The organism is Kitasatospora sp. NPDC028961 (assembly GCF_055564815.1).
This window is the reverse complement of record NZ_JBVHVO010000003.1, coordinates 47235-67080: the sequence shown is the minus strand read 5'-3', so window position 1 is coordinate 67080 and position 19846 is coordinate 47235. Positions and strand designations below refer to the sequence as shown.

Here is a 19846-nt window from a genome sequence, read left to right as displayed (position 1 = left end):
CCCGGCCGGTCAGCGCCGGGCGTTCAGGCGCCGGGTCGGCTCGGCGGTGCTCGGGTCCTCCGGCCACGGGTGGCGCGGGTAGCGGCCCCGCAGCTCGGCCCGGACGGCCCGGTAGCCCTCGCGCCAGAACGAGGCGAGGTCGCCGGTCACGGCGGCCGGGCGCCCGGCGGGGGAGAGCAGGTGGACGGTGAGCGGCACCCGCCCGCCGGCCAGCGTGGGCGCGGCGGCCCAGCCGAACAGCTCCTGCAACTTGACCGCCAGCACCGGCCGTTCGCCGCTGTAGTCGACCCGGATCCGGGAGCCGGACGGCACCGTGATCCGCTCCGGCGCCAGTTCGTCGAGCCGCCCGGCCGCGCCGCCCGCCCAGGGCAGCAGCCGCTGCAGGGCGCCCGCGGTGTCGATCCGGGCGAGGTCGGAGCGCCGCCGGGCGCGCGAGAGTTCGGGCTCCAGCCAGTCGTCCGCCCGGGCCAGCAGGGCCTCGTCCGAGACCGCCGGCCAGGGCTCGCCGAGCGCCGCGTGCAGGAAGGCCAGCCGCTCCCGCAGGCCGGCCGCCCCGGCCGGCCAGCTCAGCAGCTCACCGACGCCCTCCCGGGCCAGCCCCTCCAGCAGCGCGGCCCGCAGCAGCGCCGGCCGGGGCCGGTCCAGCGTCGCCGCGGCCAGCTCGACGGCGCCCAGCGACTCCACCCGCCGGGCGGTCACCTCGCGGCGCCGGACGTCCCAGCGCACCTCCTCCCGGGTGGTCAGCAGCGGGGCCCCCGCCAGCCGGGCCGTCTCCTCGTCCAGTGCGGCCGCGTGCAGCACCCGCGCGGACGGCGAGCCGGCCGGCCGGTCCGCCGCCGCGACGGCCAGCCAGGGCACCGAGCCGAGCGCGGTGCCCGGCGCCAGCTCGGCGGCGGTGCCCGAGGCCATCAGGTACGGGCTGCGGGCTCCCGGTTCGGGCTTCTCCACCCGGGCCCGGGCGATCCGCTCGGGGAAGGCCAGCGCCACCACCAGACCGACCGCCGTCGCGTCCGGCAGCGGGGTCGCCGGGCTCCCGTCCACCCCGCGCAGCAGTCGCCGCACCTCCTCGCGCCAGCGGCCCGGGTACGGGTCGCGGCCGTCCCGGACGGTCCGCAGCACGGCGCCCAGGTCGTCCCCGAGGGCGCGCGGCGGCTCCTCCGACAGCAGGGCCACCACCTCGGCGGCGCGCCGCGCGCCGACCGCCGGTGCGCCGTCCACCAGGGCGCGGGCGAGCCGGGGGTGGAGCCCCGTCCGGGCCAGCCGGACGCCGCGCGCGGTGGCCCGGCCGTCGGCGTCCACCGCACCGAGCGCCCGCAGGGTCTGGCGGGCGGCGGCCATCGCCCCGGCCGGGGGCCGATCGGGCAGCGCGAGCCCGGTCGCGTCCGGGTCGCCCCAGCAGGAGGCCTGGAGGGCGAACGGCGTCAGGTCGGCGAGCGCGATCTCGGGCGTCGGCCAGCGCGCGGCGAGGGCGTCCTCGGCCTCCGCCCAGCAGCGGTAGACGGTGCCCGGCGCCTCGCGCCCGGCCCGCCCGGCGCGCTGCCGGGCGGCGGCCAGCGAGGCCCGGACGGTCACCAGGCCGGCCAGGCCGCGCGCGTGATCGGTGCGCGGCTCGCGCGCCAGGCCGGCGTCGACCACGACGCGCACCCCCGGCACGGTCAGCGAGGACTCGGCGACGGCGGTGGACAGCACCACCCGGCGGCCCTCGCCCGCCGCGAGCGCCGCGTCCTGCACCGACTGCGGGGCCCGGCCGTGCAACTGGAGCACCTGCGCCGGGGCGTCCGCGAGCAGCCCGGCGACCCGGGTGATCTCGCCGACGCCGGGCAGGAAGCAGAGCACGTCGCCCCGGCACTCGGTGAGCGCCCGCCGGACGGTGGCCGCGACGTGCTCCAGCAGCGCCGGGTCGACCCGGGTGCCGTGCGCGGGCCGGACGGCCCGGGGCGGCGGCGCCCACACCACGTCGACCGGGTGCGAGACGCCGTGCGCCTCGACGACGGGTGCCGGGCCCTCGGCGCCGCCGAGCAGTTCGGCCCAGGCGGCGGTGTCCGAGGTCGCCGAGGCGCAGACGATTCGCAGCTCCGGCCGCAGCGCCGCCCGGACGTCCAGCAGGAAGGCGAGCGCGGTGTCGGCGTCCAGGTGCCGTTCGTGGCACTCGTCCAGCACCACCACGTCCACCCCGGGCAGTTCCTGGTCGCGCTGGAGGCGTTGGAGCAGGACGCCGGTGGTCACCACCTCGACCACGGTGTCCGGCCCGACCCGGCGCTCGCCGCGCACGGTGTGGCCGACCTCGGCCCCCACCGTCGAGCCGAGCAGCCAGGCCATCCGCCGGGCAGCCGCCCGCACCGCGAGCCGGCGCGGCTCGGCGACCAGCACCCGGCGGACCGGGCGGTCGCCCTCCTCGGTGAGCAGCCCGGCGAGGGCCAGCGGCACCAGGGTGGTCTTGCCGGTACCGGGCGGGGCGGCCAGCGCGGCCACCCCGCGCCGGTCGAGCGCGCGGTGCAGGGCCGGCAGGGCGGTACGGACGGGCAGATCGCGCCAGGCGGGGTTCACCCGGACAGTCTCCCCGACTCCCGGACTCCCCGGCCTGGCCTGGCCTGGCCTGGCCCGGCCGCGACGGCCCCGACTCCCCGGCCCGGCCACGGCGGCCCCGACTCCCCGGCCCGGCCACGGCGGCCCCGACTCCCCGGCCCGGCCGCGCCGGGCGCCGGTCCGACGGCCCCGGCGGCCCGCTCAGTCCCGTTCGGAGACGAAGATCGCGGTGCCCGGGATCAGCCGTCCGCGCAGCGGCGACCAGCCGCCCCACTCCTGGTCGAGCCCGGCCGGCCACTCCGGCTCCACCACGTCCAGCAGCCGGAACCCGGCGCCGACCAGCTCGCGCACCCGGTCCCCGATCGTGCGGTGGTGCTCGACGTAGGTGGCCCGGCCCCGCTCGTCCTGCTCGACGTAGGGCGTGCGGTCGAAGTACGAGGCGGTGGCGGTCAGCCCCTCGACGCCGGGCTCGTCCGGGAACGCCCAGCGGATCGGGTGGGTCACCGAGAACACCCAGCGCCCGCCGGGCCGCAGCACCCGGCGCACCTCGCGCATCAGCGCGCCGGTGTCGGCGCTGAACGGCACCGCCCCGTACGCCGAGCAGGCCAGGTCGAAGGCGCCGTCGGCGAACGGCAGCACCGCCGCGTCGGCCTGGACCACCGGTACGGGCGCGCCGCCGCGGGCGAGGTCGATCCGGCGGGAGTGCTGGAGCTGGCGGTGCGAGATGTCCAGCGCGACCGGCCGGGCGCCCCGGGCGGCCAGCCAGCGGGAGCACTGGGCGGCGCCGGCGCCGATCTCCAGGACGCGGCGGTCCGCGACCTCCCCGAGCAGTCGGGCGTCGGCCTCGTCCAGGCCCTCCGGGCACCAGGTGAAGCGGTCGTCGCCGAGGAACTCGCCGTGCTCGTCCTGGTACTCGTCCGCGTTGCGGTCCCACCAGTGCCGGCTGGCCCGGCTGCTCTCGCCGGCCTCGGCCTCGCGCCTTAGCGCGTCGTCGCCGTCGTCGTCAAGATCATGCGGGTCGGACAGGGGGGTGGTGGCCACGGTGATAGAGCCCATCGCGTAGGGTGTGGTCTGCGGAAGCGCCGCTGCCGCGAGCCGGCCCGTCAGGGCCCGGATCCAGGCGGTGGCATCCGGGGAAGGGCTTCCTGCGGACGCCACCATAGGTGCGCAATCGGAGGATATGGCCTGATCCATACCGGCCTCCACCGTCTTGGCGCCCTTGGCGTTGACCGTGCCTGGCCGTCCCCGTATGCTACAAGTTGCGCTGCGGGCCTGCGCGCCTCGGACGGAGCAGGTCGCGCTCGCATCTGTCGAAGACCCCACGGTCGCAAGACGGACATCGATTTCTCGCTGTGCGGGATGTTTCGGTGCGCCGTGTTCTTGGCTGTCCGGCTTTCGGTGGGAGCGATACGGGCCCTCCGCGTGGCATTACCTACGACTTCATGTCCGCACCGGAGCCCTTTTCCTAATGACGAGCCCCACCGACTCCTCCCTCAGCACCACCCCGCAGGTCGCGGTCAACGACATCGGCGACGCGGAAGCGTTCCTCGCCGCGATCGACGAGACCATCAAGTACTTCAACGATGGCGACATCGTCGAGGGCGTCATCGTGAAGGTCGACCGTGACGAGGTGCTCCTCGACATCGGTTACAAGACCGAGGGCGTCATCCCGTCCCGTGAGCTCTCGATCAAGCACGACGTCGACCCGCACGAGGTCGTCTCCGTCGGGGACAACATCGAGGCCCTGGTTCTCCAGAAGGAGGACAAGGAGGGTCGTCTCATCCTGTCCAAGAAGCGTGCTCAGTACGAGCGCGCCTGGGGCACGATCGAGAAGATCAAGGAAGAGGACGGCATCGTCACCGGTACCGTCATCGAGGTCGTCAAGGGTGGTCTCATCCTCGACATCGGCCTCCGTGGCTTCCTGCCGGCCTCGCTCGTCGAGATGCGCCGCGTCCGCGACCTCCAGCCCTACGTGGGCAAGGAGCTCGAGGCCAAGATCATCGAGCTGGACAAGAACCGCAACAACGTGGTCCTGTCCCGCCGTGCCTGGCTGGAGCAGACCCAGAGCGAGGTCCGCCAGACCTTCCTCACCACCCTGCAGAAGGGTCAGGTGCGCTCCGGCGTCGTCTCCTCGATCGTCAACTTCGGTGCGTTCGTGGACCTCGGCGGCGTCGACGGTCTGGTTCACGTCTCCGAGCTGTCCTGGAAGCACATCGACCACCCGTCCGAGGTTGTCGAGGTCGGCCAGGAGGTCACCGTCGAGGTTCTCGACGTTGACATGGACCGCGAGCGCGTCTCCCTGTCGCTGAAGGCGACCCAGGAGGACCCGTGGCAGCAGTTCGCCCGTACCCACCAGATCGGCCAGGTCGTTCCGGGTAAGGTCACCAAGCTGGTTCCGTTCGGTGCGTTCGTCCGCGTGGACGAGGGCATCGAGGGTCTGGTCCACATCTCCGAGCTGGCCGAGCGCCACGTCGAGATCCCGGAGCAGGTCGTCCAGGTCGGCGACGAGATCTTCGTCAAGGTCATCGACATCGACCTCGAGCGTCGTCGCATCAGCCTCTCGCTGAAGCAGGCCAACGAGGCCCTCGGTGCCAACCCGGCCGAGGTCGAGTTCGACCCGACCCTGTACGGCATGGCCGCTTCGTACGACGACCAGGGCAACTACATCTACCCGGAGGGCTTCGACCCCGAGGCGAACGACTGGCTGCCCGGCTTCGAGAAGCAGCGTGAGGAGTGGGAGCGCCAGTACGCCGAGGCGCAGTCCCGCTTCGAGCAGCACCAGGCCCAGGTCATCAAGAGCCGCGAGGCCGACGCCGAGGCCGCTGCCGAGGGTGGCGACGCTGTCGCCGCCGCCGCCGGTGGCTCGTACTCCTCCAGCAGCGACGAGGGCTCCGGCGCTCTCGCTTCGGACGAGGCCCTGGCTGCCCTGCGCGAGAAGCTGGCGGGCGGCCAGAGCTGAGCTCTCGCCCTTCGCTAGTGCCCTGCGCATAGCCGCTTGATCGATGAGCCCCACCCGGAACTCCGGGTGGGGCTCATTGTTTTGGGCATTCACTTATTTGTTCCTTATCCGCTGGATTTTTGTGATAAGGGGCTCATCGGGTGCCTATGGGTGATTCAGGACCTAGGCCCTACCTTGGGATGAGTTGCCCGACGGGTCGTTCACTCCGGCCCCGCACGCTAGGCACCCCCCGCACATGCGCCGTAGCACCGCAGTGACACCCCCCACCCGCACGTCCGCCGGCCGTCAGGTCGACGGGCGGCTCGCCGCCCTCGGCCGGTTCTGCTTCCGGCACCGGCGGTGGGTCCTCGGTCTCTGGGCCGTCGTCCTGGTGGTCGGGGTCCTGATCGGCGGCCGGGTGTTCGAGGGGTCCGTCGCCGGTGCCTCCTCGGCCAGTTCCGAGGCCGACCGCGGCAGCGCGGTGGTCACCGCGGCCGACCCGGCCCGGGGCACGGTGACCGCGGTGGTGGACGGCAGGCCCGTCGACGACCCGGGGGTCCGGGACGCCGTCACCCGCGCCACCGCCGAGATCGCCGCACTGCCCGGGGTCTCCTCGGTCAGCGACGCCTACGGCCCCGGCCCGGCCGCCGCCGCGCTGCGCTCGGCCGACGGCGACGCCGGCCTGGTCTCGGTCCGGATGGCCGACGACAGCACCGCCGCGCAGACCGACGCCGTCGGCCAGCGCCTCGCCGGGATCCGGGCGGACGGGGCCGAGGTCACCGTCGGCGGCGACCTCGTGCTGGAGCAGGAGGTCAAGAAGCAGACCGAGAAGGACACCCGGTTCGGCGAGATCGTCACCCTGCCGCTCACCCTGGTCGTCATGGTGCTGGTCTTCGGCGGCCTGGCCGCCGCCAGCCTGCCGGTGATCGGCGCGGTCGCCTCGGTGGGCGGCGCGCTGCTGGCCATGTTCGGGTTCAGCAGGATCATGGACATCGACACCAGCGTGCTGCCGATCGCCACCGTGCTGGGACTGGGCCTGTCGATCGACTACGCGCTGCTCATGGTGAATCGTTTCCGCGAGGAACGCGGGCACGGCGCGGGCATCGCCGCCGCCGTCGAACGGACCGCCGCCACCGCGGGCCGGACGGTGGCCTTCTCCGGACTGACCGTCGCCGTGGCGCTGTCCGGCCTCTTCGTCTTCACCAGCCCGGTGCTCGGCGCGGTCGCCGCCGCCGGAGTCAGCGTGGTGGTGATCGCCGTGGCGGCGGCGCTGACCCTGATACCCGCGCTGCTCGGCTTCGCCGGGAGCCGGATCAAGGCACCGAGCGCGCCCGTCCCCGACGAGGGCTTCTTCAGCCGCACCGTCCGCCGGGTCCGCAAGCGCGCCGTCCCCGTCGCCCTCGCCTGCACCGCGCTGCTGATGGCCGCCGGCGCGCCGTTCCTGCACGCCGACATGCGGACCTCCGGGGCCGCCGTGCTGCCCGCCTCCTCGGCCGGCCGGCAGGTCGCCGAGACCATCGACCAGCGCTTCCCGCAGTCCGCCCAGGCCCCGATCACCGTGGTCGTCGAGGGCGGCGCGCCGGTGGCCCAGGCGTACGCGGACGACGTGGTCGCCAAGCTGCCCGGAGTGGACGGCGTCCGGGCGGTGACCCCGGTCGGCGACCGGCTCTCCACCATCGACGTGCTGGTGTACGGCGACCCCCAGGGCGGCGAGGCCGAACAGGTGGTCAAGGAGCTGCGCGCCGACCGGAGCGGGCTCACCACCTACGTCACCGGCGGGGCCGCCTCGGTGGTCGACTTCCAGCACGAACTGCTCACCCGGGGCCCGATCGCGCTCGGCCTGGTGGCGCTCGGGACACTGGTGCTGCTCTTCCTGATGACGGGCTCGCTGGTGATGCCGGTCAAGGCCCTGCTGATGAACCTGCTCTCGCTCGGCGCCTCCCTGGGCGCGCTCACCCTGGTCTTCCAGGACGGCTGGTTCAGCGGTCTGCTCGGCTTCAGCCCCACGGGCGGGCTGGAGACGTTCATCCCGGTGCTGGTCTTCGCCTTCGCGTTCGGCCTGTCGATGGACTACGAGGTGTTCCTGCTCGCCCGGATCAAGGAACTGCGGGACAAGGGGCACAGCTGTACCCGGGCGGTCGAACTGGGTGTCCAGCGCAGCGGGAAGATCATCACCTCGGCGGCCCTGCTGATGGTGATCGTCTTCGCCGGATTCGCGCTCGGCGACATGCTGATGGTCAAGCAGATGGGCATCGCGCTGGCCGTCGCCGTGGCGGTGGACGCGACCCTGGTCCGCTGCCTGCTGGTGCCCGCCGCGATGAGCCTCTTCGGCGAGTTCAACTGGTGGGCCCCGGCTCCGCTGCGGCGGCTGCACCGGCGGTTCGGCCTGAGCGAGCACGTCGAACTGCCGGCCATCGAGCCGGCCGTGCTGCCGGTGCCGCGGGCCCCCGTCCACGACCTGGCGGGCGCCGGGGTGGGCGCGAACACCTGAGGCTCAGCCGGGCTGCCGGAGCAGGGCGAGCCGGCTGGCGGTGCGGTCGAGGTCGCGCAGCAGACCGGAGCCGGCGGGCAGTCCGGCGAGCGGGTCGGGCGGGCCAGTTCGCCCGCGAGCCGGCTGAGCCGTTCGACCGGCGGTTCCTGTGCGGGGTCGAGCACGAAGCCGCGCTGCTCGGCGGCCCGGTGGAAGTGGCCCCGCATGGCCTCGTACTGCTGCTGAGCCCTGTCCGTCACGGGCTCGGCACCTGACAGGGCGTCAGAACCGCCCCCGGTCCGGGGCGTGGCCCGCCGCCGTGCGCGGCGGTCAGGGCAGGCGGCGCAGCAGGGCGACGGCGTCGCGGAGGGTCTCCCGCTCCCCGGGGGTGAGTCGGGCCTCGATGGCGGTGGCGATCCGGGCCTCGCGGCGGGCGCGCTGCTCGGCGAGGGCGGCGCGGCCGGCCCCGGTGGGGGAGACGAGCAGCTTGCGTCCGTCGGTGGCGTGCGGCTCCTGGACGACCAGGCCGGCCCCGGTGAGCAGGGCGACCGTGCGGGCCATCGACTGGTGGCGGACGCGCTGGCGGGCGGCGAGTTCGCTGACGGTGAGGGCCTGCCCGTCGCGGATCAGCAGGCCGAGGACGCCCGCCTGGTTCTGCGGCAGGGTGTCGCCGGGGCGGAGCGCGCGGACCAGGTCGCCGACGGCGGCGCGGAGGTCGGCGGCCAGTTCGAGGGTCTCCGGACGTGGAGCGGCGGCGGTGTCGCGGCCGCCTGCGGTGTCGCTGGTCATGGGAGAAGTCTATCGCTCAGGTGTACAGCGAAACTGCACAGCCTTGCTGTACGGTTTCCCCATGCGAATCACCAAGTTCGGCCATGCCTGCGTCCGCCTGGAGCACGGCGGCACCACCGTCGTCGTCGACCCCGGAATGTTCACCGACCCCGCCGCCTTCGCCGGCGCGGACGCGGTGCTGATCACCCACGAGCACGCCGACCACTTCGAGGAGGCCCGGCTGCGCGCCGCCCTGGAGGCCGACCCGGCGCTGCGGGTCTGGACCAACCGAGCGGTCGCCGACCAGCTGGAGGGCGTCGCCCCTCGGGTCGCGGTGGTCGGCGAGGGCGACGCCTTCGAGATCGGCGGGATCGAGGTCTCCGTGCACGGCGAGTGGCACGCGGTGATACACCCGGACATCCCGCCGGTGAAGAACATCGGCTTCCTCTTCGACGGCCGGCTCTTCCACCCCGGTGACGCGCTGACCGTGCCGCCGCACGTGGTGGAGACGCTGCTGCTCCCGATCGCCGCCCCGTGGACCAAGGTCTCCGAACTGGTCGACTACGTCCGGGAGGCGGGCCCGCGCCGGGCGCTGCCGATCCACGACGCGGTGCTCAGCCCGGCGGGCCTGGCCGTGCACACCCGCCTGGTCGGCCCCGGCGGCCCGGGGACGGGCGCCGAGCTGCGCACCCTCGGGGACGGCGAGAGCCTCGACCTGGACTGAGCCCGGTCGGGGCTGACCGCTGGCCGGGGGCGCCGGTAGCCTGGCGCCATGCTGAAGATCGGACTGACGGGTGGCATCGGTGCGGGCAAGAGCGAGGTGTCGCGGCTGCTCGCCGCCCACGGCGCGGTGATCGTGGACTCGGACGTGATCGCCCGTGAGGTGGTCGCCCCGGGGACGGACGGCCTGGGCGCCGTGGTGGCCGAGTTCGGCGAGGGCGTGCTGCGGCCGGACGGTGCGCTGGACCGCCCGGCGCTCGGCGCCGTCGTCTTCGCCGACCCCGAGCGGCTGCGGGCGCTGAACGCGATCGTCCACCCGCTGGTCCGGGCCCGGTCCGCCGAGCTGGAGGCGGCCGCCGCCCCGGACGCCGTGGTGGTGCACGACGTCCCGCTGCTGGCGGAGAACGGCCTCGCCCCGCTGTACGACCTGGTCCTGGTGGTCGACGCCGACGACGAGGTGCGGATCGACCGGCTGGTCCGGCTGCGCGGCATGACCGAGGAGGAGGCCCGGGCCCGGATGGCCGCGCAGGCCTCCCGGGCCGACCGGCTGGCCGTCGCGGGCGTGGTGATCGACAACAGCGGACCGCTGGAGGCACTCGCCCCCCGGGTCGACGAGGTCTGGAACGCGTTGAAGGCCCGTCAGGGCTGACCCTTCTCGAAGCCGGCCGGGAAGGTGATCATGGGGGGATGGCCGATCACCCCGCTCCCGTACCCGCCGCCGCATCCGCATCCGCACCCGCTGCCGTTCGCCTCGCCGAGTACGCCCGGCGCGACCTCGAAGAGATCCTGGGCGCCGGTGACGATCCCTTCGGGGTCGCGCACACCGGCCTGACCTGGCTGCCGAAGGAGATCCACTTCGGCGTCCGGGCGGCGGACGGCCGCCTGGTCGCCCACGCCGGCCTGCTGCCGCTGCCGCTGCCGCTGACGGTCGGCGGGACGGACACCGAGGCGGTGGGGGTCGGCGGCGTGGCCGTCGCCCCCGACGCCCGGGGCCGGGGGCTGGCCCGGGTGGTGGTCGGCGCGGCCCTGGCGCACGCCCGGACGCTGGGCCCGCGGTACGCGCTGCTGTTCTGCCGGCCGCCACTGGTCGCGCTCTACGAGCGGCTCGGCTGGCGGGAGACGGCGGGTGAGGTGCTGGTGGAGCAGCCGGGCGGGCGGGTCGTGCCGATGCCGCTGCGAACCATGTGGACACCGCTGGCCGAGGGGGCGCGGCTGCCCGACGGGCCGGTGCGGCTGCGGTCGCTGCCGATGTGAGGCCGCCGTTCCCGCCCGCACCCCGGCGGCCGGCTCAGGTGCGGCCGGTTCGGGCGCGGGCGGCCGCGCCGGCGTGCTCGGCCGCCGCGGCGGCCAGTGCCCGGACGAAGGGGTGCGCCCGGGTGCCGTCCCCGGCCAGTTCGGGCTGGAAGAGCGAGGCCAGGAAGAAGGGGTGCTCCGGCAGTTCGAGGATCCGCGGCTCGCCGGCCTCGTCCGTACCGCTGAACCGCAGCCCGGGTGCGCGCAGCCGCTCCAGGTAGGCCGGGTTCAGCCCGTACTGGCAGTGGTAGCGCTCCAGCGTCCGGGTCTCCCCGAGCACGCGTTCGGCGAGGGTGCCGGGGGCGATCCGCACCGCGCCCTCGTGCCCGACCAGTGAACAGCTGAGCGGCACGATCACCAGGTCGTCCTCGTCGGGGTGGCTCTCGCCGTGCGCCGCGCCGTCGATGCCGCAGACGTTGCGGGCGTACTCCACCACGGCGTGCTGGAAGCCGGCGCAGGTGCCGAGGAACGGGATGCCCCGCTCGCGGGCGGTGCGGACGGCGGCCAGCGCGCCCGCCTCGCTGTGGTAGGGGCTGCCCGGGAGCAACCAGACGGCGTCGAAGCCTTCGAGGGCGCCCGCTGCCCCGGCGTCCCCGGTGGGGATCCAGTAGGCGTCCAGGGCGAGCTGGTCGCGGGTGGCGAGGGCGTCGAGCAGCCCGGGCACGCGGGCGTGCGAGCGGACGGCGGGGGAGCGGTCGCCGACCAGGGCGAGGCGGGGGGTCAGATAGGTCATGCGGCTATCCTGACCCCTGACTCCGGATCAGCGCCAACGATGATCTCTTACCTTTGGATCAGAGGATCTGATAGCCATGGACCCCCAGCAGCTGCGCACCTTCGTCACCGTCGTCCGGCTCGGCTCCTTCTCCGAGGCGGCCCGTGCGCTCGGCTTCACGCAGTCCGCGGTCTCCCAGCAGATCGCCGCGCTGGAGGCCGATCTCGGGACGGTCCTGCTCGGCCGCCGCCCGGTCGGCCCGACCGAGGCCGGCGCGCGGCTGCTGGAGCACGCCGCCCCGCTGCTGGTGCGGCTGGACGCGGCGCGCGCCGATGTCGCACGCCTGGCGGGCACCCCGAGCGCCCGCCTGGTGCTCGGGGCCACCCCGCTGGCGGTCGGCGCCGCGCTCGGGAGCGCGCTGGCCGACGTGCGCCGGGAGTACCCGCGGCTGGACCTCGTCGTGCGGGTCCTCCCCCCGCAGGCGCTGCCCGCCCAGGTGGCCACCGGCGAGGTGGACCTCGCTCTGATCGACGGGCTCGCGGCCCCGAGCGACCCGCTGCCGCTCCCGGAGGTCGGCCCGCTCGGCACGGTCGCGGTCGGGGAGCGGCCGCTCGCCGTCGCGCTGCCCGCCGGGCACCCGTTGGCCGGCCGCGCGGGTCTGGCCCTGGCCGACCTGTCCGCCGCACGCTGGCTGGACGCTCCCGACCTGGCGCCGGACGCGGCCCGGCTGCGCGCCGCCACCGCCGTCGACGGGTTCCGCCCGGCCGCGCGCTACCTGGGTACGGATGTCCGGGGCCTGCTCGCCCTGGTCGCCGCCGGGCACGGCCTGGTCGTCCTCCCGGCCCCGGCGGCGGAGGGCGCGGCGGGTGTCGTCGCCGTGCCGGTCCGGGAGCCGCGGCTGGTCCACCGGACGGAGCTGGTGCACGGCAGCCTGCCGGAGGGTCCGGCGGCGCTGCTGGCCCGGCTGCTGGCCGGCTGACGGACTGTCGGTCGGGCGGTACCCGGGCGGTTCCGGGCGGTCCCGGGCGGGTCTGGCGGTCGGGCGGTGGGGCGGTCGGGCGGTACCCGGGCTTTCCGGCGGGTCCGGTCCCGGCCGAGCCTCAGCCGACGACCGGCGCGCCGTGGCAGCACGGCCGCCCGAGCTCGAAGCAGACGTACTCCAGGCAGCCGAGGCAGATCGAGAGGTTCTCCAGCCGCCAGCGCTCACCGTGGCAGGAGCAGTACGCCCGGCCGCGCAGCAGGGCGTCCCAGCCGGCCGCGCCGCCGTTCGCCCGGTGGGCGCTCGCCACGTACGCGGCCGTGGCGGCGTCGTGCGGCCGGCCCTCGCGGATGGTCCACAGGTGCCAGCAGTACAGGGCGAAGAACGGCTTCCCGTGCACCAGCCGGTCCGGGTCCCGCCCGTCGGCCTCCCAGGCCCGGACCAGGTCGCCGACCCGGTCGGCGAACGGCTTCCCGGCCGCGATCAGCGGCCAAGGCGCGGGCGGTGGAGCCGAGTTCGTCGGTCGGTCGTCGGTCATGTGCCACCCCTTCCGGCGCCCACCGTAGGGCATCGGCGTCCGGCGACGGCCAGGGGGGCGGCGACGAGGAGTCCGCCTTCCGGCACCCCTCCCGGGACCACTGCCCCGGTGCGGTCCTGAGCTGCCGCGGCCGCGACCGCGCCCGGGGGTCGGCGGGACCGCCCCCGGCCACCCGCCGGACCGACCGGCCGCCGCCGTACGGCCCGGAACCGGGCCCGGCTACCCTGGGCCGGAACCGAACGGGTGGAGGTGGGGGGCATGAAGCCCTTGCGCAGGGCTGTCCTGGCGGCGGCCGCCGTGCCGCTGCTGGCGCTGACGGCGTGCCAGAGCGGCGGTACGGGGACCGGGGAGGCCACCCCGTCGGCGGGTGCCACGACGGGCACCGGCGGGCCGACGGCCGAGGTGCGGTTCCCGGAGAAGGTGCTCCTCGACGCGCTGCCCACCGCGACCGAGGTCGGCGGGCTGGTCCTCTCGGTGAGCACGCACGCCGGGACGCCGGACGAGCGCTGCGTCCTGGTCACCGTCGGCGCGGACGGCGCGACGCGGAAGGTGCGCAGCTTCGCGGTCAGCAACGGGCTCGCCAAGCCGCCGACCAACGTCCGCGGCTGTGCGACCCCGGCCGGCTTCACCGCCGGCTTCGCCGGGATGGTCGGCACCGCGCAGTACGGCTTCCAGGACGCGGACCACCCCGGTGAGCCCCGCGTCTCCGTGCTCGGCCAGGGCGGCCCGACCGACCTCAAGGACATCTCCGGTCTGCCCGCCGCCGGTGCGGGCACCCGCCAGAGCGCCCCGGTCGTCGACCCGGTGAGCGGCGAGGTCGTGTACTGGGCCGAGTCGAGCGGTCCGGCGGCCGACGGGCGCCTGCGGGCCGTCCGGCCGGACGGCACCGGGGAGCACCCGGTCGAGGGGATCGGGGTGCGCGCCCCCGAGGCGCTCGCCTTCCTCGGCGGCCGGGTGGTGTCGGCGCAGGTGGCGAAGCGGGCGGTGGCCAACGGCGACGGCTCGCTGACGGTCGCCGCGGACGACCGGCGGACCGTCCGGGTCGGCCCGGTGGCCACGCTCGCCGCCAACCCGGTCGCGGAGGTCAGCGGCGGAGTGCTCAACCCCAAGGCGCTGGTGGGCGACCGACAGGTGCTCAGCGCCGACGGGCGCGAACTCGCGCTGGCCACCGTGGACACCGCCGACCCGGCCCACCCGCGGATCGCGCTCAAGCCGCTCGCCACCATCCCCGAGCAGTTCTGGGGGTCCGCCGTCCAGGAGGAGGCGTTCGTGGTCGACCGCGCCGCCAACGCGGCGTACACCACCGTCCAGCACGGCTCGGAGAACCAGGGGCAGCGGGTGCTGGTCCTGCGGGTCGACCTCGCCACCGGCGCGGTGAGCGCGGTGGCGATGCTGCTGACCGACGGTGGGCGGGTGATGCCGCTCGCCGTCGTGGCGTAGCGGCACCACGCCCCGGGCGCCATGCCCCGGCTGCCGGACCCCCGGCACCACGCACCCCCGGCACCACGCGAACCCCGGCGCCCGGGCCTACTCGGCCGGGCGCCGGAACAGGGCGCTCAGCAGCACCGTGATGCCGAAGAGCGGGGAGTCGGGCCCGTGCGGCACCATCGGGCGGATCTCGATCTCGGTGAACTCCGAGAAGAGGTGGCGCAGTTCGTCCGGGGTGTAGGCGAGGCCGCCGTCCAGCCGGCCGTTGCGGTAGAGCTCCCGGTCGGGGAGTTCGGAGCCCATGGCGCCGGCCGCGAAGGCGTTCACGACGAGGTGCCCGCCGGGCTTCAACACCCGCTCCAGGAGGGCGAGGTAGCTGATCCGCCGATGCGGCGGGAGGTGGTGCAGGCAGCCCGAGTCGTACACCAGGTCGTACTGCCGGTGCGGGAGTTCGACGGTGAAGATGTTGCCGCAGTGGAAGCGCACGTCGGCGCCGGCCTCGCGGGCCCGTTCGCCGGCCCAGGCGACGGCGGTGGGGGAGAGGTCGACGGCGTCCACCTCGAAGCCCTGCGAGGCGAGGTGGATGGCGTTGCGTCCGGGGCCGGCGCCGAGGTCCAGCGCACGGCCGGGGGTGAGCAGGCCGCGGTCCAGGTAGGAGACGAGGTTCTCGTCGGGCTTGGGGACGAAGAAGGGGCGCGGCGCGGAGCGGTCCGCGTAGAACTGGTCCCACCAGTCGCGGGCCTGGTCCGTCCACCGGTCGGCGGCGGGGAGGAAGAGCTGGTCCAGCAGGTCCAGGACGTCGTCGGTGGTGCGGATGTCGCGGTGCATCTGGTCCTCTCCACGGGCGGACGCGGGGCCGTCCGGTCCCCCCGATTCTAGTCGCCGGAAGAGGGAAAATGGCTGCTCAGAGGCCATTTTCCGGGCCGGTGGAGGCCGTGCCGGAAGCCCGCCGGGGCGGCCCCTACGGCCCGTCGGACGGCTCTGGCCCCACCCCTCGCGGCCCGCCGCGTCCGCCCGCCGGGGGCGCCTCCGGCGGCCGCCGAGGGGGCGTGGGGAGCTCGGCGGAGGGGGCCGATTCCCCAGCAGGAGGTAAAGCTTTCCGGTCCGTCACCGGCCGCCGGTCGCCCCGCCGCAGGTGTGGTCGAGCGCGTGGCCGATCGCGGTGGCGACGTCCTCGGCGACCAGGGTGGGCCGGTACGCGTCCTGCGCCCACGGGCGGCCGGCCGACACCCAGACGCTGCCCAGACCGAGCGCGTGCGCGCCCGCGATGTCGGCGTGCGCCGAGTCGCCGACCATCCAGGCACCGCTGAGCGGCTGCCCCACCGTCTCGGCCGCGGCCCGGAAGATCTCCGGAGCGGGCTTCTTGTGGCCGACGGCCTCGGAGACCACCCAGCCCTGGACGATCCGGTCGAGCCCGGTGCGGCGGATCTTCGCCTCCTGCTGCCCGGTACGGCCGTTGGTGACGATGACGCACGCCCAGCCGTCGGCCCGGGCCCGGGCCAGTGCCCGGCGGGTGGGAGCGGCGAGCTCCACGAGGTCGGCGCCACCGTTGTCGAGCAGGGCGTCGACGGCGCTCGCCGGTACCGAACTCCCGTACCGGGCCGCCAGGGCGGCGGCCATCCGGTCCTCCGGGGTGTACCCGCTCGCGTCGAGCTCCGCGATCCAGCCGAGGTCGCTGCCGGGCAGGCCGTGCTCGGCCAGGAACGCCCGGGCGCAGGCCAGGAAGGCGGCATCGCGGTCGATCAGGGTGTTGTCGAGGTCCAGCATCAGCAGCGGCATGACCGGCAGTAGACCACAGGCGTCGCCGGCGACTTCAGGGCCGGACGGTCAGCTCACCGCTGTGCAGGGCGGTCAGGAAGGAGCACCAGGCGTCGGCGGTGAAGGTGAGGGAGGGGCCGTACGGGTCCTTGCTGTCCCGCACCGGCACCGCACCGGCGGCACCGTCCGCGACCTCCACGCAGTTCCCGCCCTCGCTGCCGCTGAAGCTGCTCTTGCGCCACACCAGGTCAGTCGTCATTTCCGTACCCCTCCGCGACGAGATCGTGCATCCAGGACAGGGACTCCTCGGCGTTCATGGCGGTCGACGCGAGCTGGTCGAACACGAGCACATGACGCGCGATGTCCGACTCCTTCTCCAGGTAGAGGCTGCTCGTCAATGCCTCGACATAGACGATGTCGCCCGGTACGTCGGCGAAGGAGAGAATGTGGAAGGCCATGCTCATGGCGGGGTGCGTTCCGGTGCTGAAGGGAAGCACCTGGATCGTGACGCTGGGCTTGTGCGCCAACTCGGCGAGATGGCGCACCTGGGCGCGCATGACCTCTGCCCCGCCGACCGCGCGGCGCAGGGCGGACTCGTTGAGGACCGCCTGGACGACCGGCGGATCGGCGCGCTGGAAGACCTCCTGGCGCTGGATCCGGAGTCTGACCCGGCGTTCGATCTCACTGTGCCCCTGCTCCGACGGCGAGATCCGGAACATGGCGCGGGCGTAGTCCGGCGTCTGCAGCAGCCCGGGGATCAACTCGGTCTCGTAGGCGCGTATGCGGGCGGCATCGGCCTCCAGCCCGACGTAGGTCTGGAACCAGTCGGGGAGGGCGTCCCCGTAGTCGTGCCACCAACCCCGCTGGGTGCTGCGGCGGGTCAGTGAGATGAACTGCCGCCGCTCGAAATCGTCCCGGACGCCGTACAGTTCGAGCAGTGCGCGGACGTCCGATTCCTTCAGGGTGGTCTGGCCCGATTCGATGCGCGAGACCTTTGCGGCGCTGAATCCCAGGGTGTCGGCGACGGTTTTCGCCTGCAGCCCGGTCTGCTCGCGCAGGCGGCGGAACTCGGATCCGAGCCTACGCCGGAGCACGGTCGGGCTGTCCACTCTGGCCGCTCCTTGTCAGTTGACGTCGAGTCACAGTCTGCCACCTCCTCTCGTGATCACAAGAGTCTTACCAGTCCGCGCAATTCCATGCGTGCGAATGTGCGGAAGGCACGGGGTTCGGCGGAATTCCGGCGGGAGTGCTGCCGGTGAATAGCCGGAATGCCGGGGTGGTGGTCGTGCCGGGAGCGGGAAGTCGGCCGGCCCGGATATTCATTCCGCGCGCGACCCGTCCGTGGCGGCCTGGCACGCGGGCGTCCGACCGTCTAGACAGGAGGGGTGAACAGAGAGACTCCCGGCCGTGTGGTGGCCGTCGGATCGGTGAACGCCGACCGGATCCTGCGCTGTCCCGTCCTGCCCGCGCCCGGTGAGACGGTGCTGGTGACCTCCGTCGACGAGGGCTTCGGGGGCAAGGGTGCCAACCAGGCGGTCGCCGCCGCCGCGCTCGGGGCGGCCACCCACCTGGTCGCGAGGGTCGGCGCGGACGACGCCGGCCGCCGGGCACTCGCCGAGCTGCGGCGCCGCGCGGTCGGCACCGGCACGGTGGGCACCGAGGGCGCGGCCGCGACGGGGCAGGCCCTGGTCATGGTGGATCCCGGCGGGGAGAACAGCATCCTGGTGCTGCCGGGCGCGAACGCGCTGCTCTCGGCCGGGCACGTCGCCGACGCCCTCGCCGCGCTGCGGCTGCGCGCCGGCGACGTGGTGCTGACCAGCGGCGAAGTCCCGACGCCGTGCCTCGAAGCGGCGGCCGGGGCCGTCGCCGCGGTGCCGGGTGCGCGATGGGTGCACAACGCCGCGCCGGCCGGGGCGCTCCCGGCCGGGGCCGCCGGACCGGGCACCCTGCTCGTCGCCAACGCGGTCGAGGCCCGGCAGCTCACCGGCGACGACGATCCGGCCGGGGCGGCCCGGGCGCTGGCGGCGCTCGGCGGGGCCGCGGTGGTCACCCTCGGCGGCGACGGCGCGCTGGTCGCCGAGGACGGCCGCGGCGAACGCGTGACGGCGCCGCCGGTGGCCGTCGTCGACAGCACCGGCGCCGGTGACGTCTTCTGCGGCGCGCTCGCCGCCGAACTCGCCCGCGGCCTCCCGCTCGCCCGGGCGGCGGCCACCGCGGTGGCCGCCGGGGCCTTCGCCGTCACCGCGCTCGGTGCCCGCGGCGCCGTGCCGGGCCGCGCCGACCTGGAGCGGCTGCTCGGAGGGTGAGGCCCCGGCCGTTGGCCGGCACGGCGCCCGGTGCGGCCGCCCTCGGCGTGCGTCGTGGGAGAGCGGTCAGTCGTCGGTGCCCGGTTCGGGGCCGGTGGCCGGGTCGCGGGTGAGCAGGTAGCGCGCGCCCGGGCCGGCCGCGGCGGCGCGGTCGGCGGCGTTGTACAGGGCGCAGCGGGAGAGCGAGAGGCAGCCGCAGCCGATGCAGCCGGTGAGCTTGGCCCTGAGCCGCTCCAGCTCGGCGATCTGCTCGTCGATCCGGTTCTGCCAGGACCGGGCGACGCCGTCCCACTCGGTGCCGGTGGGGGCGCGGTGCTCGGGGAGCCGGTCCAGGGCGACCCTGGCCTCGTCGAGGGAGAGGCCGACGCGCTGGGCGGCGCGGACGAAGGCGATCCGGCGCAGCGTGCCGCGGGTGAAGCGGCGCTGGCCGCCGGTGGTGCGGGTGGCGTGGATCAGTTCGAGCTTCTCGTAGTAGCGCAGCGCGGAGGTGGCGAGGCCGCTGCGTTCGGAGAGCTGGCCGATGGTGAGCAGGTCGTGCCGGCTCGGTCCGGTGGAGGCGCCGGAGTTCTCGCCGCGGGCGGATGCGGGGGCGGTCATGCCGCTCACTGTAGCCGCTTGACTTCAAGCTGACTTCAAGTTGCAGGATCGTGGGCATGACGACGAACACCGCCACCGCGGCCGGCTTCGAGCAACTCCCGGACCTGATCGGCCGGATGACCGGCGCCGAGAAGCACGGCCCGGCCGCCACCTCCACCCTGGACGTGCTCTGGGTGCTGTACGACCGCGTCCTGCGGGTCACCCCGGCCACCGCGGAGGACCAGGAGCGGGACCGCTTCCTGCTCTCCAAGGGCCACGGCCCGATGGCGTACTACGCGGTGCTGGCGGCGAAGGGCTTCATCGACCCGGAGCTGCTCCCGAGCTTCGGCGCCTACGACTCGCCGCTCGGCCACCACCCGGACCGCCTGCTGATCCCCGGGGTGGAGATCAGCTCCGGCTCGCTCGGGCACGGTCTGCCGCTGGCGGTCGGGACCGCGCTCGGGCTGCGCGCCCAGGGGCTCGACGACCCGGCGGTCTGGGTGCTGCTCGGGGACGCGGAGTTCGACGAGGGCTCGAACCACGAGGCGCTGGCCTTCGCCGGCGCGTACGGGCTGGACCGGCTGCACGTCGTCGTCATCGACAACTCCTCGGCCACGCACGGGTGGCGGGGCGGCATCGCGGCGCGCTTCGCGGGCGAGGGCTGGTCGGCCGAGACGGTGGACGGGCGCGACCACGAGGCGCTGTACGCGGCGTTCACCGCCGAGCACCCGGGGCGCCCGCGCGTCGTGGTGGCCCGGGTGGAGCCGAAGAACCCCTGAACGCCGCGTCCGTCCGCCGCCCCGACAAGACCTCTCACCAGTAAGGGACTTCACC

Annotated in this window: 19 protein-coding genes; 9 read left to right on the top strand and 10 right to left on the bottom strand. The window is 74.9% G+C overall.

Translation table 11 applies throughout. The features are described 5' to 3' along the window. Positions 1-9: 9 nt before the first annotated feature. Positions 10-2547, bottom strand: a complete 2538-nt coding sequence (hrpB, locus tag ACZ4UX_RS07750; protein ID WP_465706025.1) for an ATP-dependent helicase HrpB — start codon at positions 2545-2547, stop codon at positions 10-12. Positions 2548-2727: 180 nt separating this feature from the next. Next, the gene (locus tag ACZ4UX_RS07745) at positions 2728-3582 is read right to left on the bottom strand and encodes a class I SAM-dependent methyltransferase (protein ID WP_380386090.1); all 855 of its coding nucleotides are present in this window, start codon (positions 3580-3582) and stop codon (positions 2728-2730) included. A gap of 412 nt (positions 3583-3994) precedes the next feature. On the opposite strand from ACZ4UX_RS07745, the gene rpsA reads away from it, so the two are divergent. Both rpsA and ACZ4UX_RS07735 read left to right on the top strand, forming a co-directional pair. Further along, positions 3995-5485, top strand: coding sequence for a 30S ribosomal protein S1 (gene rpsA / locus ACZ4UX_RS07740; RefSeq protein WP_329487183.1), 1491 nt, complete (start codon positions 3995-3997; stop codon positions 5483-5485). Between the two features lie 235 nt (positions 5486-5720). Next, positions 5721-7955, top strand: a complete 2235-nt coding sequence (locus ACZ4UX_RS07735; protein ID WP_465706024.1) for an MMPL family transporter — start codon at positions 5721-5723, stop codon at positions 7953-7955. A gap of 309 nt (positions 7956-8264) precedes the next feature. Here the strand turns inward: ACZ4UX_RS07735 and ACZ4UX_RS07730 are convergent, their stop codons facing one another. After that, positions 8265-8723, bottom strand: coding sequence for a MarR family winged helix-turn-helix transcriptional regulator (locus ACZ4UX_RS07730; RefSeq protein ID WP_465706023.1), 459 nt, complete (start codon positions 8721-8723; stop codon positions 8265-8267). 61 nt (positions 8724-8784) lie between these two features. Between ACZ4UX_RS07730 and ACZ4UX_RS07725 the strand changes: the two genes are divergently transcribed. From ACZ4UX_RS07725 to ACZ4UX_RS07715, 3 genes are read left to right on the top strand one after another with little or no spacing between them, the layout of a single operon-like run. Then, on the top strand, positions 8785-9426 hold the full coding sequence (locus ACZ4UX_RS07725; RefSeq protein WP_329487178.1) for an MBL fold metallo-hydrolase: 642 nt from the start codon (positions 8785-8787) through the stop codon (positions 9424-9426). A 48-nt stretch (positions 9427-9474) separates the two neighbouring features. Beyond that, positions 9475-10071, top strand: a complete 597-nt coding sequence (coaE, locus tag ACZ4UX_RS07720) for a dephospho-CoA kinase (RefSeq protein WP_329487177.1) — start codon at positions 9475-9477, stop codon at positions 10069-10071. 38 nt (positions 10072-10109) lie between these two features. After that, positions 10110-10676: a GNAT family N-acetyltransferase gene (locus tag ACZ4UX_RS07715; protein ID WP_465706022.1), complete on the top strand. Its 567-nt coding sequence runs from the start codon at positions 10110-10112 to the stop codon at positions 10674-10676. A gap of 34 nt (positions 10677-10710) precedes the next feature. On the opposite strand, the gene ACZ4UX_RS07710 is transcribed toward ACZ4UX_RS07715, so the two are convergent. Further along, entirely contained in the window at positions 10711-11448 is a 738-nt protein-coding gene (locus ACZ4UX_RS07710) for a CTP synthase C-terminal region-related (seleno)protein (protein WP_465706021.1), read from the bottom strand. 76 nt (positions 11449-11524) lie between these two features. On the opposite strand from ACZ4UX_RS07710, the gene ACZ4UX_RS07705 reads away from it, so the two are divergent. Beyond that, positions 11525-12406: a LysR family transcriptional regulator gene (locus tag ACZ4UX_RS07705; protein ID WP_352290268.1), complete on the top strand. Its 882-nt coding sequence runs from the start codon at positions 11525-11527 to the stop codon at positions 12404-12406. A gap of 121 nt (positions 12407-12527) precedes the next feature. On the opposite strand, the gene ACZ4UX_RS07700 is transcribed toward ACZ4UX_RS07705, so the two are convergent. Then, positions 12528-12944 carry a hypothetical protein gene (locus ACZ4UX_RS07700; RefSeq protein ID WP_465706020.1) on the bottom strand — a complete coding sequence of 139 codons (417 nt, stop codon included), beginning with the start codon at positions 12942-12944 and terminating at the stop codon, positions 12528-12530. 258 nt (positions 12945-13202) lie between these two features. On the opposite strand from ACZ4UX_RS07700, the gene ACZ4UX_RS07695 reads away from it, so the two are divergent. Further along, positions 13203-14384 carry a hypothetical protein gene (locus ACZ4UX_RS07695; protein WP_465706019.1) on the top strand — a complete coding sequence of 394 codons (1182 nt, stop codon included), beginning with the start codon at positions 13203-13205 and terminating at the stop codon, positions 14382-14384. 87 nt (positions 14385-14471) lie between these two features. On the opposite strand, the gene ACZ4UX_RS07690 is transcribed toward ACZ4UX_RS07695, so the two are convergent. From ACZ4UX_RS07690 to ACZ4UX_RS07675, 4 genes are all read right to left on the bottom strand, one after another. Then, complete coding sequence (locus tag ACZ4UX_RS07690; protein ID WP_465706018.1) at positions 14472-15200, bottom strand: class I SAM-dependent methyltransferase; 729 nt, start codon at positions 15198-15200, stop codon at positions 14472-14474. Positions 15201-15479: 279 nt separating this feature from the next. After that, a complete protein-coding gene (locus ACZ4UX_RS07685; RefSeq protein WP_465706017.1) occupies positions 15480-16151 on the bottom strand; it encodes an HAD family hydrolase in 672 nt (223 codons plus the stop codon). Between the two features lie 34 nt (positions 16152-16185). Then, a complete protein-coding gene (locus ACZ4UX_RS07680) occupies positions 16186-16389 on the bottom strand; it encodes a DUF397 domain-containing protein (protein ID WP_465706016.1) in 204 nt (67 codons plus the stop codon). Further along, a complete protein-coding gene (locus tag ACZ4UX_RS07675; RefSeq protein ID WP_465706015.1) occupies positions 16379-17239 on the bottom strand; it encodes a helix-turn-helix domain-containing protein in 861 nt (286 codons plus the stop codon). Before ACZ4UX_RS07675 ends, ACZ4UX_RS07680 begins: the two co-directional genes overlap by 11 nt. A 276-nt stretch (positions 17240-17515) precedes the next feature. On the opposite strand from ACZ4UX_RS07675, the gene ACZ4UX_RS07670 reads away from it, so the two are divergent. Further along, positions 17516-18436, top strand: a complete 921-nt coding sequence (locus ACZ4UX_RS07670; RefSeq protein WP_465706014.1) for a PfkB family carbohydrate kinase — start codon at positions 17516-17518, stop codon at positions 18434-18436. A 66-nt stretch (positions 18437-18502) separates the two neighbouring features. On the opposite strand, the gene soxR is transcribed toward ACZ4UX_RS07670, so the two are convergent. After that, the gene (gene soxR, locus ACZ4UX_RS07665) at positions 18503-19033 is read right to left on the bottom strand and encodes a redox-sensitive transcriptional activator SoxR (RefSeq protein WP_329487165.1); all 531 of its coding nucleotides are present in this window, start codon (positions 19031-19033) and stop codon (positions 18503-18505) included. A gap of 56 nt (positions 19034-19089) precedes the next feature. Here soxR and ACZ4UX_RS07660 point away from each other — a divergent pair, with 56 nt between their 5' ends. Next, on the top strand, positions 19090-19791 hold the full coding sequence (locus ACZ4UX_RS07660; protein WP_352290285.1) for a thiamine pyrophosphate-dependent enzyme: 702 nt from the start codon (positions 19090-19092) through the stop codon (positions 19789-19791). Positions 19792-19846: the final 55 nt, after the last annotated feature.